The 13,742-nt window shown below is 51.5% G+C and carries 22 protein-coding genes and 1 tRNA gene; 15 read left to right on the forward strand and 8 right to left on the reverse strand.

The window, feature by feature from the left end; all coding sequences use genetic code 11:
* Window positions 1-53: 53 nt before the first annotated feature.
* Together FFR93_RS00545 and FFR93_RS00550 are read left to right on the forward strand one after the other, a co-directional pair.
* Window positions 54-740, forward strand: coding sequence for a DotI/IcmL/TraM family protein (locus FFR93_RS00545; RefSeq protein ID WP_138391386.1), 687 nt, complete (start codon window positions 54-56; stop codon window positions 738-740).
* Complete coding sequence (locus FFR93_RS00550; protein WP_138391387.1) at window positions 737-1,261, forward strand: SMC-Scp complex subunit ScpB; 525 nt, start codon at window positions 737-739, stop codon at window positions 1,259-1,261. The genes FFR93_RS00545 and FFR93_RS00550 overlap by 4 nt, the downstream gene beginning before the upstream one ends.
* A 3-nt stretch (window positions 1,262-1,264) precedes the next feature.
* Here FFR93_RS00550 and FFR93_RS00555 read toward each other — a convergent pair whose 3' ends face one another.
* A complete protein-coding gene (locus FFR93_RS00555; RefSeq protein ID WP_171049007.1) occupies window positions 1,265-1,588 on the reverse strand; it encodes an iron-sulfur cluster assembly accessory protein in 324 nt (107 codons plus the stop codon).
* 82 nt (window positions 1,589-1,670) lie between these two features.
* Here FFR93_RS00555 and FFR93_RS00560 point away from each other — a divergent pair, with 82 nt between their 5' ends.
* The 7 genes from FFR93_RS00560 (at window position 1,671) to FFR93_RS00590 (ending at window position 4,935) form a co-directional block, all read left to right on the forward strand.
* On the forward strand, window positions 1,671-2,111 hold the full coding sequence (locus FFR93_RS00560; protein WP_138391389.1) for an iron-sulfur cluster assembly protein: 441 nt from the start codon (window positions 1,671-1,673) through the stop codon (window positions 2,109-2,111).
* Between the two features lie 13 nt (window positions 2,112-2,124).
* On the forward strand, window positions 2,125-2,451 hold the full coding sequence (locus FFR93_RS00565) for an iron-sulfur cluster assembly accessory protein (protein WP_171049008.1): 327 nt from the start codon (window positions 2,125-2,127) through the stop codon (window positions 2,449-2,451).
* Window positions 2,452-2,514: 63 nt separating this feature from the next.
* The gene (locus FFR93_RS00570) at window positions 2,515-2,700 is read left to right on the forward strand and encodes a hypothetical protein (RefSeq protein ID WP_138391391.1); all 186 of its coding nucleotides are present in this window, start codon (window positions 2,515-2,517) and stop codon (window positions 2,698-2,700) included.
* Window positions 2,669-3,190: a hypothetical protein gene (locus FFR93_RS00575; RefSeq protein WP_138391392.1), complete on the forward strand. Its 522-nt coding sequence runs from the start codon at window positions 2,669-2,671 to the stop codon at window positions 3,188-3,190. Before FFR93_RS00570 ends, FFR93_RS00575 begins: the two co-directional genes overlap by 32 nt.
* Window positions 3,191-3,192: 2 nt before the next feature.
* Complete coding sequence (locus FFR93_RS00580; RefSeq protein ID WP_138391393.1) at window positions 3,193-3,621, forward strand: hypothetical protein; 429 nt, start codon at window positions 3,193-3,195, stop codon at window positions 3,619-3,621.
* A gap of 330 nt (window positions 3,622-3,951) precedes the next feature.
* Entirely contained in the window at window positions 3,952-4,554 is a 603-nt protein-coding gene (locus tag FFR93_RS00585) for a hypothetical protein (RefSeq protein ID WP_138391394.1), read from the forward strand.
* A gap of 84 nt (window positions 4,555-4,638) precedes the next feature.
* Window positions 4,639-4,935 carry a type II toxin-antitoxin system RelB/DinJ family antitoxin gene (locus FFR93_RS00590; RefSeq protein ID WP_171049009.1) on the forward strand — a complete coding sequence of 99 codons (297 nt, stop codon included), beginning with the start codon at window positions 4,639-4,641 and terminating at the stop codon, window positions 4,933-4,935.
* A gap of 34 nt (window positions 4,936-4,969) precedes the next feature.
* On the opposite strand, the gene FFR93_RS00595 is transcribed toward FFR93_RS00590, so the two are convergent.
* On the reverse strand, window positions 4,970-6,055 hold the full coding sequence (locus tag FFR93_RS00595) for a hypothetical protein (RefSeq protein WP_138391395.1): 1,086 nt from the start codon (window positions 6,053-6,055) through the stop codon (window positions 4,970-4,972).
* Window positions 6,056-6,202: 147 nt separating this feature from the next.
* Here FFR93_RS00595 and FFR93_RS00600 point away from each other — a divergent pair, with 147 nt between their 5' ends.
* From FFR93_RS00600 to FFR93_RS00610, 3 genes are all read left to right on the forward strand, one after another.
* Entirely contained in the window at window positions 6,203-6,547 is a 345-nt protein-coding gene (locus FFR93_RS00600) for a hypothetical protein (protein WP_138391396.1), read from the forward strand.
* Window positions 6,544-6,945 carry a hypothetical protein gene (locus tag FFR93_RS00605; protein ID WP_138391397.1) on the forward strand — a complete coding sequence of 134 codons (402 nt, stop codon included), beginning with the start codon at window positions 6,544-6,546 and terminating at the stop codon, window positions 6,943-6,945. The genes FFR93_RS00600 and FFR93_RS00605 overlap by 4 nt, the downstream gene beginning before the upstream one ends.
* Before the next feature lie 744 nt (window positions 6,946-7,689).
* The gene (locus FFR93_RS00610; RefSeq protein WP_138391398.1) at window positions 7,690-7,917 is read left to right on the forward strand and encodes a hypothetical protein; all 228 of its coding nucleotides are present in this window, start codon (window positions 7,690-7,692) and stop codon (window positions 7,915-7,917) included.
* A gap of 304 nt (window positions 7,918-8,221) precedes the next feature.
* Here the strand turns inward: FFR93_RS00610 and FFR93_RS00615 are convergent, their stop codons facing one another.
* Window positions 8,222-9,484: a hypothetical protein gene (locus tag FFR93_RS00615; protein WP_138391399.1), complete on the reverse strand. Its 1,263-nt coding sequence runs from the start codon at window positions 9,482-9,484 to the stop codon at window positions 8,222-8,224.
* 28 nt (window positions 9,485-9,512) lie between these two features.
* Between FFR93_RS00615 and FFR93_RS00620 the strand changes: the two genes are divergently transcribed.
* Both FFR93_RS00620 and FFR93_RS00625 read left to right on the forward strand, forming a co-directional pair.
* A complete protein-coding gene (locus FFR93_RS00620; protein ID WP_138391400.1) occupies window positions 9,513-9,731 on the forward strand; it encodes a hypothetical protein in 219 nt (72 codons plus the stop codon).
* 53 nt (window positions 9,732-9,784) lie between these two features.
* Window positions 9,785-10,159, forward strand: coding sequence for a hypothetical protein (locus FFR93_RS00625; protein ID WP_138391401.1), 375 nt, complete (start codon window positions 9,785-9,787; stop codon window positions 10,157-10,159).
* A 139-nt stretch (window positions 10,160-10,298) separates the two neighbouring features.
* Here the strand turns inward: FFR93_RS00625 and FFR93_RS00630 are convergent.
* The 4 genes from FFR93_RS00630 to FFR93_RS00645 all read right to left on the reverse strand — a co-directional run bounded on the left by FFR93_RS00630 (window position 10,299) and on the right by FFR93_RS00645 (window position 12,656).
* Window positions 10,299-10,377 (reverse strand) — tRNA-Ser (locus FFR93_RS00630).
* A gap of 69 nt (window positions 10,378-10,446) precedes the next feature.
* Window positions 10,447-10,980, reverse strand: a complete 534-nt coding sequence (locus tag FFR93_RS00635; protein ID WP_138391402.1) for a hypothetical protein — start codon at window positions 10,978-10,980, stop codon at window positions 10,447-10,449.
* A 114-nt stretch (window positions 10,981-11,094) separates the two neighbouring features.
* Window positions 11,095-12,024 (reverse strand): nucleotidyl transferase AbiEii/AbiGii toxin family protein, encoded by a 930-nt coding sequence (locus tag FFR93_RS00640; protein WP_138391403.1) that lies wholly within the window; start codon window positions 12,022-12,024, stop codon window positions 11,095-11,097.
* Window positions 12,021-12,656: a type IV toxin-antitoxin system AbiEi family antitoxin domain-containing protein gene (locus tag FFR93_RS00645; protein ID WP_138391404.1), complete on the reverse strand. Its 636-nt coding sequence runs from the start codon at window positions 12,654-12,656 to the stop codon at window positions 12,021-12,023. The genes FFR93_RS00640 and FFR93_RS00645 overlap by 4 nt, the downstream gene beginning before the upstream one ends.
* A 137-nt stretch (window positions 12,657-12,793) precedes the next feature.
* On the opposite strand from FFR93_RS00645, the gene FFR93_RS00650 reads away from it, so the two are divergent.
* Entirely contained in the window at window positions 12,794-13,300 is a 507-nt protein-coding gene (locus FFR93_RS00650; RefSeq protein ID WP_138391405.1) for a hypothetical protein, read from the forward strand.
* Here the strand turns inward: FFR93_RS00650 and FFR93_RS00655 are convergent.
* Window positions 13,287-13,742, reverse strand: a complete 456-nt coding sequence (locus tag FFR93_RS00655) for an MGMT family protein (protein WP_246661270.1) — start codon at window positions 13,740-13,742, stop codon at window positions 13,287-13,289. The genes FFR93_RS00650 and FFR93_RS00655 overlap by 14 nt on opposite strands.

Consider the following 13,742-nt stretch of genomic DNA (forward strand, 5'->3'; position numbering starts at 1 on the left):
ATATCTGAGATGGCAAGGAAATAACCGGGCTGGTCAACTAAATTGGAATCGTGATGACAGAGAAAAAAACTTGGCCATCGGCTGATTTCGCCGCCGCCGCTATTTTGACGGGCCATTGGTATTCAAATGTTCGTCTCCATATTATGGCGCGAATTGTCACGCTTAGTTTGTTGATGCTTTTGATTACTTTCGGTGGGCTCTATGCTGTTTGCGGAAAGCAGACGCAATTTCGCTATGTCCTATCCGATACCTCAGGAAAGTTGATTGACCTCGTCCCGGTCTCGAAACCAAATCACCCGGATGAGTTTGTGATCAAATGGGCAATCGACGCGGTCACGCGTCTCAACACGTTCGATTATGTGAATTACCCTGCCCAGTTTCAGGAAGCGAAGTTCGCGATGACGGCGCAAGGTTGGAAAAATTACGAGAAGGGAATGGCGACGGCGGGGATGCTGAATTCCGTTATTGGTTTGGGAGCTGTCACGACTGCCGTTCCGACTGGTCCCGGTACCATTATCAAAGCCGCGAATTTTCAGTGGCCTGATGGGGTCTATCGTTACGCGTGGCGAGTGCGTTTTCCGATGCTGATTACATATCGTTCGGCGCGACTTGATCCGCAGACCAAACAGCCGATGACTAACAACCAGGCGGTCAATGTGGATGTTACCGTTGTCCGGATGCCGGAGTTCTTGAACCCTCAGGGACTTGGCGTGAGACAGCTGTTGATGAGTGGTCGATGAGTGCTCTCGCCGGACAAATCGAAGCGTTGCTCATTGCGTCCAGTAAGCCGGTCTCGGTAGAGGCGCTTGCCGAATTGTTGCCTGATGCAGATATTGCAGCTGCTTTGGGGGAGCTGAGCCGTTACTGGCAAGGTCGGGGCATGAGCCTTGTCGAAGAGTCCGTCGGAGTGTCTCTGCTGCCCTCCAAGACCGCTGCAAAGGCGCTGAGCCAGGTTGGCGGGGGCAATGGGCGTAGACTGACGGAAGCCGCAGTAGAGACCTTGTGCTTTATCGCTCTAAATCAGCCTGTGACGGTCAAGGAGATAGAGATCGCCCGTGGCGTGAAGCTGTTCAAAGGTGTGGTCGATGCTTTAATGGATGCGGGCTTCGTCCGAGCATCAATGCGTAAAACAGATTCTGGCCGTGCGGTAACATATGTCACGACCGATTTGCTTCTGGAACATTTTGGCTTGTCATCCGTCGCTGATTTTCCGACGCCGGATGAGCTAGAAGATATGATGCTGCAGCAGCCGGAGATTTAGTCGTTAGATCGAAAAGGAGACGCCGCATCCGCAAGACGAAGATGCGTTTGGATTGATAAACTCGAACTTTTCCTCCGCCAGCGTTTCAACCCAGTCGATCTTTCCACCGAGCAAAAACGTCAGGCTTGTTCTGTCAATGCGTACGGTCGCGTCGCCAGCGGGGAAGACCTCATCATCATCCGCAGCGTCGTTTCGGACCCCGAAATCATATTCAAATCCCTGGCATCCTCCGCCGTTCACCGCGATACGAAAGAAGCCATCCTGGTCATTTTTATTCACAAGGGTGGAAATCCTTGAGGCGGCGCTTTCAGTAATTGTGAAAGTCATGACAATTCCTTTGCCAAGGTTCGATTGAGGGATTATACAGGAATTCCTTTCTTGAGTAAGATGCTCCACATCAGGTTTTAAAATGTTTTTTGTGACCCAGGACGAGATCGACGCAAAGTGCTCTGAGCCTCGTGAAGACCCCATGCGTGCCGCCCTTCCCTACGAAGAGGAAACAGCGTTTGAGTTTACCCTGGGGGCTCCGCTTGCCGATGGTGCTGAGATTGCCACTCCGCTCGCGGTGGCAGAAGGTCTCAAAGACGTGTACGACCCTGAGATTCCGGTTAATGTCTACGATCTTGGTCTGGTTTACGACATTGGCGTTTCCGACAAAGGTGATGTGTCCATTTTGCTCACTTTGACTTCCCCTAATTGCCCCGTTGCGGGTGATCTCCCAGGGTGGATCGGCGAGGCTGCATCGGCGTTACCCGGGACTGGTCGAGTGGGTGTAAAGTTAACCTTCGATCCGCCGTGGGTGCCGGATTACATGAATGAACTGGCCAAAGTCGCGACAGGAATCTGGTAAGAGGAGTTTTGAAATGAGCGTCATCAAGCTGACCGATGCTGCTGCTGTCCGTATTCGTGAAATGAGTGCGAGAACCCCGGGAAAGGTTGTTCGCTTGTCCGCGAAGGCTTCCGGATGCAGCGGCTACAAGTATGTCTTCGACTTTGTTGAAACTTTGGACCCGCACGATCCAAAGGTGGAAAAGAATGGGGCCGTCGTGTTTGTCGATAAGACTTCGCTGATGCAGGTCCTCGGCACTGAAGTCGACTGGAAAGACACCGATGTGGAAAGAAAGTTTGTCTTCAACAATCCAATGGCGCAAAGCTATTGTGGCTGTGGCGAGTCATTCGCTACCGCTTAAAAACCAAAGGTCTTTTGCGTCACTGAGGTGTACCCTGGTTCGGGTTTGATGGAGTGGCGCAAAATGCAGGCGTTTGAAGTTTCACGCTTCGGTTACTGGATATCTCCTGAAGGAGAAATCGTCCCCCTCGAAACGCCGCAGTCGCATGCCGCCATCATCATTGGGAAAGACGTCTTCCCCAATGAAGTGTTTGAGTCGCAGTCCGAAGCAGTTGAGCGTGCGGTCGTTTCCGGTCGCCTACGCGGGTGATCTTCACGCCGCATTCCTATATCAGGAGCGTCTTATAGACGAACGGCTCGCGCTGGCGCAAAAAGAGTTTTTCGTCAATTTTAAGCTCCCAGATTATGACGGCCCGCTAGCGCGGTTCGAGAGTATTCGACCGGAGGTAGCTGTTCGGGACCTGCAAAGCGCAATCGAGGAGGCGAAGGAATTTGAGTGTCAGGTGAAAGTTCAGATCAAAGCTTTGGAGAACGGTGAAAAGGCGCTTGGCTTCCTGACGCGGTTGATGGTTACTCGCGCATCTCTGGGGCTCGTGAAGCATCATATGAAACGCTTTGCAAACGATCTAAAGCAGGACGACTGGACGACAGAGAAGGTGATTAAGCTCACTCAGTATTACATTGGACATGAATGTGGAAGGACCTATTCCACCAACTCCTGGAAGCCTTTTGAAGAAATGCAGACGGCCTTGCAAGACTTTGTGATGTCACTTAAGCAACAGCCTGCGATGGGGATGTGATCATGAAACTTGAGATTCCGATGCCCATGAAGTCTGTCTCTGAACTGATCAGCACTCTCCCCCACCTGGCCTCAGTTGCACAAGGCGTTTATGACCAATGGGAGCAAGTCGACGGCTTTGACGTCGAGCTAGGCAGTGGTGGCATCTGTCAGGATGTGGCCTCAGCCATGGCGAGTCGTCTGGGTGAATCTGGTTTTGAGGATGTCCTGGTTGTCAGCGCGGCCGTTGGCGAAAATCACGTATTTGTCATGGCTCTTCTAGACGATGGTGTCTACCAGATCGACATTTCCCCGTATCACTACGAAACCGGTGGTGGATATGTATGGGAGAAGAAGCCAGAGGTAAAATTCGCACCGGAGATGGTCTCGGTCCTGAAAGTTGATGGTGTGATTTCACCGGATGACTTTGTTGAAAGATATGCTGAGAGCTAGGACCTTGCGCGGCTAAAGCTGTGGTAGGGAAGTCGCGCTTCATAAAACATTCGACTTCGCGAGAATTTTTGAATGACGCCCGTAAAAAGCGCTCTCAGAATAAGGGAAACGGTCTTGGCCCTGAAAATGAGAACCTTAATCAAAATCTCTCGTCGGTACGAGTTCCCTATTGCGGTGGGTCTAGGGGTGGCGGTCGCGCTTTTCCTTGTTATGCAGCTTCCTGGCGCTGGTAAGGATGGCGGTTTGGCGGCCTCAATCGAAAAAAGCCTCAAGCATTGAAATTCCTATAATCTCAGATTAAATTCCTTTCGTTCTGAAAAGGAGTTGAAGATGAGGTTGGCTGTTATTGGTAGTGCTGGGCGGGACGAGGCCGCACCGATCTCTCTTGCACTTTACGATAAGATGTATGAGCGCCTTGCGTGGTATGTCGAGCGGTGGGAGATCACATCGGCAGTTTCCGGCGGCGCAGCTTTTGCAGATCATCTTGCAGTGAGAGCGTATCTTGCCGGGCTCGTAAAAGACCTGACCCTTTATCTTCCGGCGCATTTTGAAAACGGAGCTTATGTCCCGAACCCGCGCATCCAGTTTAACCCGGGAAAAACGTCTAACAATTTCCACGATAGGTTCAGTAGGAAGACCGGTGTTCAAGGGCTTGCAGAAATCGCGCAGGCAATTGAAAAAGGTGCGAATGTGCATGTTTTCGAGGGATTTCATAATCGCAACTGTGAGGTTGCGAGCCATTGTGACTATCTCCTCGCATTCACGTTTGGCTCGAAAACATTTACTGAAATAAGAAGCGATGACCCTGCATTTACCGATCATCGCAAGGCCGGTGTGAAAGACGGCGGCACCGAGCATACCTTTAACGAGACGTGGAACGTGCATGCCAAGGCGCATGAAAACCTCAGTGACCTGGTGAAGGAATTGGGCTGAATTTATTTCGACGAGATGAAAAGAAATCCTTGTGGACGTAAATCAAATGACGAACACTTGAATTCTAGCACAAGGATTTACAGCATGCCCCCAAAGAATTCCCTTATCAGCGTACGAGTTTCTGAAGAGCTAAAAGATCAAGCTGCATCAGTCTTGGCTCAGTATGGCCTGACGGTTTCGGATGCGACCCGAATTCTACTAACCAAAATCGTCAACGAGGGTGGACTACCGCCGTTTCTCGTGTCGAGCCCAGAGCAATATGACACCTGGTTTCGGGCTAGGGTGCGTGAAGCAATGGAGGATACCCAGACCAGGAACTCCTCATGTTCAAGTCGCGGACAGAAATTAGAGGACGGCTTGCAAAGACCGGTTCGTGACTAAAGAAAACGCCCTCGATGAAACCGAGGGCTTTTTCTCAGAGCCTGTTAAGGGACTCCGGAACGTTCGGAAGTTTCTCGACTTCTTGTTTCTTGGCCTGGCGATATTCGTTGCCAAGTTTTTGAAGGGCGGAGGTGATGCTGTATTGCCCATTCGCCGCCGTGTAACGGATGGTGATCTTTTTCGTGCCGCTCGGTGAACCGTCGGCCACAAAGCTCAGGGCCGTGATGTTGTCTGTCAGATTGAAGGTCAATTGACCTGTTTTTGAGTTGAAACTTTTCAGCGGGCTGATTGACGGCACGACAGATGCATTTGTCTTTAGAAGCTGATCTGCGATGTTCAACGCTGAGGCCGTCATGGTTTCGCCTGTTGCGACCAACTCCACCCCCTGCACGATCCAGGGCGTGTGGAAGTTGACAGTCTCCGGTAGTGGTTTGCAGTTTGGGATGTAGGACGAGCAGTCGCCGGAGAAAAAGTTTCCGAGCGGAATACGGCCTTTCCAGCCCTGCAGCTGTACATCAGTCGCTTTGCCTTGGAGTGCGAGCGACAGAAAGCCCATGTTTGGTACCAACTTGACGAACATGGTGAATTGTTGTCCGGAGAGCAGGATTGGTTTCACCCTGATGATGAGGGGCTCCCAGAGGACCAGTTCATTTGCGGCCGGGTGGTTGGAAGCGAAGCCCAGGGTGGTGCCATCGGGTGCTGCCTTGGCTTGGAGCTGCACGACGTTTTCTAGAACTTTTTCGAACTGCTCGATGTTTTCGTTGCTTCGGACCTTTGGGTCCATGGGCATCAGGGACTGAACAAGATCGACGATGCGGGCGGCGGGAAGATTGCCGTTGAACGACGTTTCCCAGGTCTTTGTCGCCTGTGTGGTTGGAAATAGGACGTTGAATTTGATTTCGCCTCGCAGTGTCTGAAGTCTGCACCAGGCGGTCATAAGATCGTCTTGAGGTGAGAGATTCAAGAACCAGCTGATCTGGGCTCCGGATTGATAGGAGGGATAGATGCAATCAGACTGGCTCGGGACGGGGCTCGTAGTGGCAGCTGGCGTTTGTGCGTATGCGGCTCCTCCCCAGGCGGAGGCGAAGGAAAGTAAGATCGCTGCGAGTTGATTGCGCATGTCAGAAATTCCGATGTTGAACCATATAAGGGTGTCATCGGTCTATGCGCGGCGCAACGGATTGTCGTCGGAAATTACGTTGACAGGTGTTGCGAGTTGGAAGAGCATTTCATGAAGCAGAAATCCTTGTATTAGATCGAGAGACCAATGGAAGCGGCCCCTTCGCGTATAGTCACCCCGCAAGTTCAGCGCCGCAAGCCGGTCGGAAATCCACTCCAGGGATTAGTGAACGCCACTCAGGCTGCAGGCAGACCCTGGTGGGCAGAAGCATTTTATGTTGCCGCGATATGCGCGAAGACGATTTATGTGCCGTTCAAGATTGTTGGTGATGTGGCGAACATGCTGGTTGCGCTGACCTTTGTCGTCGTATTCACGGTCGTCGGTTTGATCATTGCCGGATATATTCCAGATGCAGTAATCGTAAAATATCTCTCGATGGTAGGTGATCGTGTTCTGAGCCTTGTTCAAGCCTCGGGTCTTCTACAGCAATGAAGGTTTTGAAGTGGCTCGCCGTTCAGTTTGGCATCATGTTCCTGTCGTGGCTTTTCGCGGCCATCTGGATGGCATTGCTGTTCAGATTGTTTGAAGTTGAAGGGGTGTTGTTCTGGATCGCTGGAGTCATCGCTGCGGCCGTCCTCCCCTTCATTTCCTTTCTTGAAAGCCTGCTGATGCTGGTAATTAGAAAGAAGAACCGAATGAGTTTTCTGGATAGTTTGTTCACTGCGACCGTTCTGGTTGTGGGGCCATTTCTTGGCGGGTATTTACACTTGATCGGTGAGTGTCTCGAATGCGAGCCGATCATCGCAACGCTTTGCTTTGCGGTCTTGGTATTTGCAATTCCGACAGCGATGGCTCAGAGCACGCTCAGGAAGCTCTTCGTGAAGATGTAGTCTCGCGACTGCCTCCTGCTTAAGTAGCTTCTTGCTCCCAAACATATTGATTTACTGTGACGCCGGTGTCACCTTTGATCTGTTGTCTAGGAATTATCGCCTGCGCAAGGCGAATAGGATCATCTAGTGGCGAGTAAGGCATTTTGTTTCCAATGTCAGGAGATTGTCGGTACAGCTGATTCCGTGCGCGATGTACCGTTCGATGATGGCATCGGCATGGTGCATCAAATACCCGTATTCACATGTCTGCAGTGTGATGCCGTTATTGCCATCCCGGCTTGCGCGACCCCGGCCATCAAAGCTGCGCGAGCGAAAGCCGTTCGGTGATTTAGAACAGCCGATAATCTGAGTTATCGTTGATTGCACAATTCCCAGATGACGAACCTTCACGAAATGGTGGTTGAGAAGTGCCTGCCTCCTAAGTCAGAGATGGCAGGTTCAGTACCAAGGAAAGCATGGGTTGCACTTCCGCGTGGTCGTGAATCCGGATTAAAAGAAGGTATTCCGCTCGGATGTGAAGCGCGAGAGATGGTGACGAGCTTCACATCCGAGCGGAATCGGAATCACTGAAAAGATTGCGAGAATCGTGCTGGTGCTCGGTGCTTTCCGGAATGAACATCACAACCGTCCGGAATGGAAGTCGGAAACCTCACATCTTGGCGGAATGATTAGTTCGTAATCCATCTTGCGCCGACGACTTAAGCCGCCACCATAAAGAGGTGTAAGCTCTACATAGGCCTCGAAATGTTCCGTGCCAAAATTCAAGAACTGTTAGAAAACCATCGTGATCCAAAAGAGGCGGCTATCCTTGTATGCATTCTTTTGGAAGATTTGATGGACCTAGAAGGCAACGGCTGGTTCGATGAGGATGAAGAATTGATGGCGCGTCTCGAAGCGCATTGGGATCGGCAAAACGCCGAGGTTAAAGCAAGATTAGATGCCTGGGTGGATGCGCAGGTGCGTGGGGAATAGTTTTAACCTTTGATGCAGGTGCGGAACTCTCCTGAGGCAGAATGGAACGTCAATTCCGCCTAGATGTGAGGTTCATTCCGGATTAATTGAAGTTTGTCCGCTCGGATGTGAAGCGCGAGAGAAGTTGTTGTGACGAGCGTCACATCCGAGCGGAATCACAATTGCTGAAATCGTTGCGAAATTCGCTCCTGCGTTTGGTGTTTTCCGAAATGAACTTCACATTCGTCCGGAATGGAAGAGCGAAACCTCACATCCAGACGGAATGGTGGCGCTCCCTTGTGCGCACAATCATCGATAATGGTGTTCATACGAAAATAAGATGATCTGAAATGTGACTTGTTTCACCTATGAAAGTGTACCTCGCACCACCCGACCACGACAGGGTGAGAGCGCCGTCTGTGGCAAAACTCGGCTGATAAACGATTGTCATGAAATCCTTTCTGAGGCCGTGGATGAAGACGTCTTCTCCGTCCTCGTAGTCGCTCACGTAGGCTGTGCCTGCGTAGTCGAAGTGGAAATCATCATCTCCCCCTCCTCCGATCAACGTCTGACCATTTGCGTGGGAACAGAGTATGTCGTCGTCTTCACCGCCATTGGCGTTTGTGTTGAAGCGGACGAGATGCAATGTGTCTTCACCTCCCAAGCCGTAGATGGTCGAGCCGGACTTTACGTTCCCAGAGTTCCAGATGGTGTCGCCCTTCTGAGAGCCAATGACGGAGTGAACATTCACTAGCGTGTCGCCTTCAGCGTAACCTCCGGATTGTGGGCCGGTGCTTCGAAGGTCTACAAAGACGGCTTCGTTCGAATACTGATAGTTTACAACGTCTTGCACCCTGTCGTCGAAATAATGAAGTCCGCCATCAAAATGATCAATACCCGCGCCAGCCCAAAGTGTATCCAATCCTTTTCCGCCCTCGAACCAGGTTTCCGTAGTTGTGCCGACAAAGTAGTCGTTTACTGCTGTGCCGATAAATTTTTCAATGTTAGCTATATTTGCCAGTCGAACGCCGCCGGTGGTTTGAGCAACACCGTTCGCAACGTCTATGCGAATCCCAGTAGCGCTGCCGGTCGCCAAATAGGTTTGGCTCAAGTCCAACGTATCCCTTCCAGCGCCGCCATCAAAGGTCATCCCATTCGTGTAAGAGGGTATTCCGGTTTGAAAGGTGTCAGCGCCTCCCGAGCCAATGAAAACCTCTGTCTCGTAAGCGGTAATCTGCTGATAATTTTGCAGGTCATTTCTCGTGATAAGGATATTCGCGCTGGTGGCCTTAAACAGGTACCCGTCCGTGGTAAGAGACAAATCAACCGTGTCGATACCGCCGATAATGTCAGTTCCACCGTAGTAGGTGGCTTTTCCAGCCTGGTAGTAGAAGTGGTCGCTGCCTTCTCGTGTGTAGACCAGATTGTCGAAGACGCCGTTCTTGGTTGTCCCGCCATAGACGTCATCGTCGCCACTGTAGGTCCACGTGTAACCCCAAGAGGAGTTGCTTAGGCGGATGGTATCCTTGTCGTTCGTACCTAGGACTTCTTGAATGTTCGAGTAGGTAGCTGATTTCAGCAAAGGCATTGTTGAAGGCTGATATTACCTTGGAGTCTTGAGTGATGTCGACAATCGGGCTCGTCGGGAGGCCCTTCAACGTGAGGTAGGCGTTAACGTCGCTAAAGCTCTCCAGTACACCCTGCTCATTCTTGATTTGAACTGTTCGGGGAAAAAGGCCGTCAACATCGAAGTTGTAGCCTATGACGCCGTCCACCTTGAAGCCGTTGGAAAAATATTTGAGAATTCCCGTAAGATCGATATTGCTATTCAGTGAAACGGAATTGGTCATTTTGGTCTCAGGTTTTGATATGGCTGGGAGAATCATGAATGACAAAAACCATCGGCGCTACATCCACCAATCTCTTCAAGTTTCTTGAATTAACATCTGTGGTTGGCATATTTCTGGTTGTTATGATGCTCTTGGCATTTCGCCTACCAGAACCCTTTGATCCGTTCGGCGGTATAAATTGTTTATCAGTTAAGAGAAACTTGTCGGTGACGTTGTTGCCGGTGTCGGCAATCGTGTTGTCGGCATGGGTGGCCTTGCATGTTGGTCTTGTTCGAAGGTGGAGGATTAATGTAGTCGTCGCGATCTTGAGCTTTTTGATCGTGCCATTGTTGACTTCGTACGTATTCGCAACGCAGCCCTCAATGAGGGTCTCTCAGTCGGTTTTCTGTGCCATCAGCGACGCTGAATATTGAATTCTGACGCGCTGGGCGCGATCCGCGTCGTTTAGAGCAGCTTTATCCGCCAACTCGCAAGGGAAACGGTCAGCGCTTGGGAATTTTGATTCCGGATTAATTGAGGTTCTTCCGCTCGGATGTGAAGCGCGAGAGGAGTTGGTAGGCGTAGCAGGACTCGAACCCGCAACCTCTGACGCAGCAGTCCAGAAGCTCTAACCATTGAGCATTATACGCCCTTACCGAAATCAATTTAGGTGACAGGAAAAAGGAGTTCAAGAGGTGAAGATCAAGGAATTCTTTTCTCTTCATCTTTTAACAAGTGCCTCGGGCATTCCCAACTGGAGGCAGGTCTTAACAATCGTCTGTGTGTCGATTGTGTGTGTTGGAAGTTTGAGGGCGTTGCGATACCAGGGGAGCAAAGTAGCGAGCCGAACTAGAATGGCGTCTTGGTCACTTGGATCAAGTTCGCTTGGTGCTATTCCGACTTGCAGCCGAGGTTCGCTCTCTCCGCTCAGGCTTTGAGCAATCTCTGTGATCTTGGCCCGGCCGAAGATCGTGATCCCGTTTCCTTCTGCTTCTTTACCAGCCTGGTGTGGCTCCTCTGAGATCAACGCAAAGCTGGTGGAGCCGTCTTCCTTCACTGCTCGGATGCAGTGCTGTTCGCCGATCTTTCTTCCAATCGCGAGAGCGAGGTCTAGAGAGCGTTTGATGGTGAAAGTCTCAATGAGCCAGGTCACGGTGTTGGCGAGAGCGTCGTCGCTAGGGTTGCCGTGTGAATCCCGGGGGAAATTGGCATTTAGAATCTCGGCCTTGGCCAGTAGTTGCGGTGGTATGAACATGAATGATCCTTATGCCTGTAGCGCTGCATATAGGAGACATCGTGAGCATTGCCAGTTTTGAAAACGTAACAATTCGGGGGCAAATTTCGATTTTTGCCCCTGATTTGTTACAAATTACATGGTGAAGGTCTTCGCTCTTGCTGTGAAGCCCTCGCCCGGCGTCCAGTCTTCGACGTCGCGTACGCCGCGCGCCATTTCGGCAAATCCCATGCAGAACGGCTCGATCTCTTCGATAACGCTGTTGAAGTCGGTCTTCTCCTGGATGCCAGACTTCTTGAGGAAGTTGGCCCACGCTCTCGTGCCGGAATCCCTTATAAAATCTTCTTGAAAAGCTGGTGGGGGAGCGTTCGGGATGGCCGTTTCGCGACGGCCGAAGGTGGCCTCGAAGGCTGCGACAACAACTTCCCCATCGAGGAACTGCGTGCGCTGCAGAGCCCGGATGTCGAAGAAATCCTTAATCCTGGTGTTTCCGACACCTCGGACGATCACTGTCTGAAATTTCTCAGCCAGGATCGTCTCGCGGGTGTAGGCAAGAACCTTGATTTCGCGTTCACCAGGAATGATGGTCGGGATCGTCACAAAGTTCGGCTCGGGCGTTACCAGATGTCCGAACGACACCTCGATCTTGAGTGGAATGCGAATATTGCCCATGCGGGCGATGCCGGTAACGCGGGTTCCGGACTCTTCGTCTTTGACCTGGATAGGTTCGGCTATGAAGGTGTCGATGTCGAATTCGATACCATCGTCTTCATCTGGTGGTGTGCTCGCAATTGCCGTAACGATTGGCAGCACATTTTCAGGCGTGATGGCGTTGCCGAGAAAGTCGATATCCTTTGAGGGGCGAAGGAGTTCTTTGGAATAGGCGTAGAGCGCCATCGCGCCTTTCAGCACGAGTTTTCCTTGCTCCTGTGACACCACCATACGGTGTAGGAAACGGTCAAATGCGTAACGGCGAAGCAGCATTTCATGCGGAATCTGAAGGCGCTTGGACTCGTTATGAATAAGAGCAAGTCTGCTGGCTCTGACGTTCGTTAATTTTTTCATGGCCCTCTCCTCTGCGGGATGGATTCTTTCAGTTCATCCGCCATGTTGAGGTAGGCAGCGAGAGACTCATGACGCTTCAGCTTTATTGCGATATCCCAGACCTCCCGCATGTCCCCGTCGGTTCTGAGAAAGTCAGAGAATGCTCGAAGCGCCACCTCTTCAGTCAATTTATTCCTGTTGTGCAAGAGATCGACAACAGTTCGCGCCCGATTTGTGAGGGAAACTTTTTGCCCCGCGACAGTTATCTCCTGAATGCCCACATCGAAATACTCGGTGGGCCAGAAGACGAGCTGATGTGAGTAGTCGAACGACGGGATTTTTGCGTTCTTCACCTTCGCCCTGTCCACGGCAAACCAGATTTCTGGTGGCACTTCGTCGCCAATGTCGTGATATGCAGCGGCGGACAATAGGCAAACAGCCCCCTCGCGAAGCATGGAGATGGCGGCCAGGCTGAGGTTGCCCTGATCTAGGGCCTCTGGTGTCAGGTATATCCCGCGCGTGAACTGGATCAGCCGACCTTCATCCGTAAGGCGTTTTACCGCGTTTCGGTTAAATCCATGTGCCTCCAGCTCTGCGTTTGAGTGGAGGTTTCGGTCGGCAAAAAATTGCAAAAGGCGTTCTGGTTCTCTCATGTCGGGATCGTAAGCAGTCTGTTTGTAACGAACAAGGGGCAAAAAAGAAAATTTGCCCCTGAATTGTTACGTTTTTAGCGGTTGTGACAAGCCTTAGTATCGTGGATAGTCTGGCAAGACAGAATATGGGGAAGGCGATGAAGTTCGGCGTCGACACTGGAGAATTCGAAGATCGTCTAGAGGGTCTGATAAAGATACCGGACGTTCGGCGGAGCATCGAGGGGCCGTTGCCCTATCGTGTCGAGTATCCCTATGGACTGCCGGGTGACGGGCTTAGGAGTCACGCTCGTGACCTCAACGCTACGTGCGTTGCTTATCACCGTGGAGTTGATCCGAGAAAGATCGCTCCCGTCGTCCGTAATGGCAACAAATATCGTTACGGTCCAGGCGATCAGCAGTACGAAGAACTCAAGGAAAGTATGAAGGCCAATGGCTTCCTGGGCGGAGACGGTCAGCACATCATTCTCTACGTTGACGATTTCAACGTGAAGATCGGTGAGGGAAACCATCGTTTGAGGATCGCTTTGGACGTCGGTCTGGAAGCTGTCGATCTACAGATCAGATACCTGAAGAACGCCGACGAAAAATTTCATTTCATTCCATTCGATCATACGTCAGGCCTGTTCAAGGTCATCTCGGACTGAGTTTTTCTGCGGCGAGCAGGATCGCTTTTGTCGGTGGACCCCATCGGTAGCCTCCGAGTTTACCATCAGAACCGACTACGCGGTGACAAGGGATGACGCCCGCGTACCTGTTTGCTCCGCAGGCATTCGCGACCGCCCGGAAGGCTCTAGGGCGACCAACCTGTGCGGCCAAGACGGCATAGGAGACAGTCTCTCCGGGTTTGATCTGTGTTATCGCTGTCCACACCGACTTTTGGAAGGGCGTGGCGTCTGTCGCCTCGATGAGGCCCGTGGGGTCGATGGTATGAATGTCAAGGTCTGCTATCAAGGGTACGCCAACCCTGAGCGGACCAAGTGCGTCTACTGTGGAAAGCCTGACATCGATAGCGATCCATCGGTCGTCCTGTTTCTTTGCGAGATAGGTGACCTGACCGGTCTTCTGGATATGGTAAGTAATGGGCAT

Origin of the sequence: Rhizobium sp. MHM7A (assembly GCF_005862215.1) — a bacterium.
Taxonomy (GTDB): domain Bacteria; phylum Pseudomonadota; class Alphaproteobacteria; order Rhizobiales; family Rhizobiaceae; genus Rhizobium; species Rhizobium bangladeshense.

Bases quoted from the DNA above. Each gene is read 5' to 3' on its own strand.
- FFR93_RS00635 (WP_138391402.1), bottom strand. From the start codon at position 10,980: ATGTTCATACCACCGCAACTACTGGCCAAGGCCGAGATTCTAAATGCC.
- FFR93_RS00585 (WP_138391394.1), top strand. From the start codon at position 3,952: ATGAGGTTGGCTGTTATTGGTAGTGCTGGGCGGGACGAGGCCGCACCG.
- FFR93_RS00580 (WP_138391393.1), top strand. From the start codon at position 3,193: ATGAAACTTGAGATTCCGATGCCCATGAAGTCTGTCTCTGAACTGATC.
- FFR93_RS00595 (WP_138391395.1), bottom strand. From the start codon at position 6,055: ATGCGCAATCAACTCGCAGCGATCTTACTTTCCTTCGCCTCCGCCTGG.
- FFR93_RS00555 (WP_171049007.1), bottom strand. From the start codon at position 1,588: ATGACTTTCACAATTACTGAAAGCGCCGCCTCAAGGATTTCCACCCTT.
- FFR93_RS00590 (WP_171049009.1), top strand. From the start codon at position 4,639: ATGCCCCCAAAGAATTCCCTTATCAGCGTACGAGTTTCTGAAGAGCTA.
- FFR93_RS00650 (WP_138391405.1), top strand. From the start codon at position 12,794: ATGAAGTTCGGCGTCGACACTGGAGAATTCGAAGATCGTCTAGAGGGT.
- FFR93_RS00655 (WP_246661270.1), bottom strand. From the start codon at position 13,742: ATGCCCATTACTTACCATATCCAGAAGACCGGTCAGGTCACCTATCTC.
- FFR93_RS00605 (WP_138391397.1), top strand. From the start codon at position 6,544: ATGAAGGTTTTGAAGTGGCTCGCCGTTCAGTTTGGCATCATGTTCCTG.
- FFR93_RS00645 (WP_138391404.1), bottom strand. From the start codon at position 12,656: ATGAGAGAACCAGAACGCCTTTTGCAATTTTTTGCCGACCGAAACCTC.
- FFR93_RS00565 (WP_171049008.1), top strand. From the start codon at position 2,125: ATGAGCGTCATCAAGCTGACCGATGCTGCTGCTGTCCGTATTCGTGAA.
- FFR93_RS00610 (WP_138391398.1), top strand. From the start codon at position 7,690: ATGTTCCGTGCCAAAATTCAAGAACTGTTAGAAAACCATCGTGATCCA.
- FFR93_RS00545 (WP_138391386.1), top strand. From the start codon at position 54: ATGACAGAGAAAAAAACTTGGCCATCGGCTGATTTCGCCGCCGCCGCT.
- FFR93_RS00570 (WP_138391391.1), top strand. From the start codon at position 2,515: ATGCAGGCGTTTGAAGTTTCACGCTTCGGTTACTGGATATCTCCTGAA.
- FFR93_RS00640 (WP_138391403.1), bottom strand. From the start codon at position 12,024: ATGAAAAAATTAACGAACGTCAGAGCCAGCAGACTTGCTCTTATTCAT.
- FFR93_RS00600 (WP_138391396.1), top strand. From the start codon at position 6,203: ATGGAAGCGGCCCCTTCGCGTATAGTCACCCCGCAAGTTCAGCGCCGC.
- FFR93_RS00625 (WP_138391401.1), top strand. From the start codon at position 9,785: ATGACAAAAACCATCGGCGCTACATCCACCAATCTCTTCAAGTTTCTT.
- FFR93_RS00560 (WP_138391389.1), top strand. From the start codon at position 1,671: ATGTTTTTTGTGACCCAGGACGAGATCGACGCAAAGTGCTCTGAGCCT.
- FFR93_RS00550 (WP_138391387.1), top strand. From the start codon at position 737: ATGAGTGCTCTCGCCGGACAAATCGAAGCGTTGCTCATTGCGTCCAGT.
- FFR93_RS00615 (WP_138391399.1), bottom strand. From the start codon at position 9,484: ATGCCTTTGCTGAAATCAGCTACCTACTCGAACATTCAAGAAGTCCTA.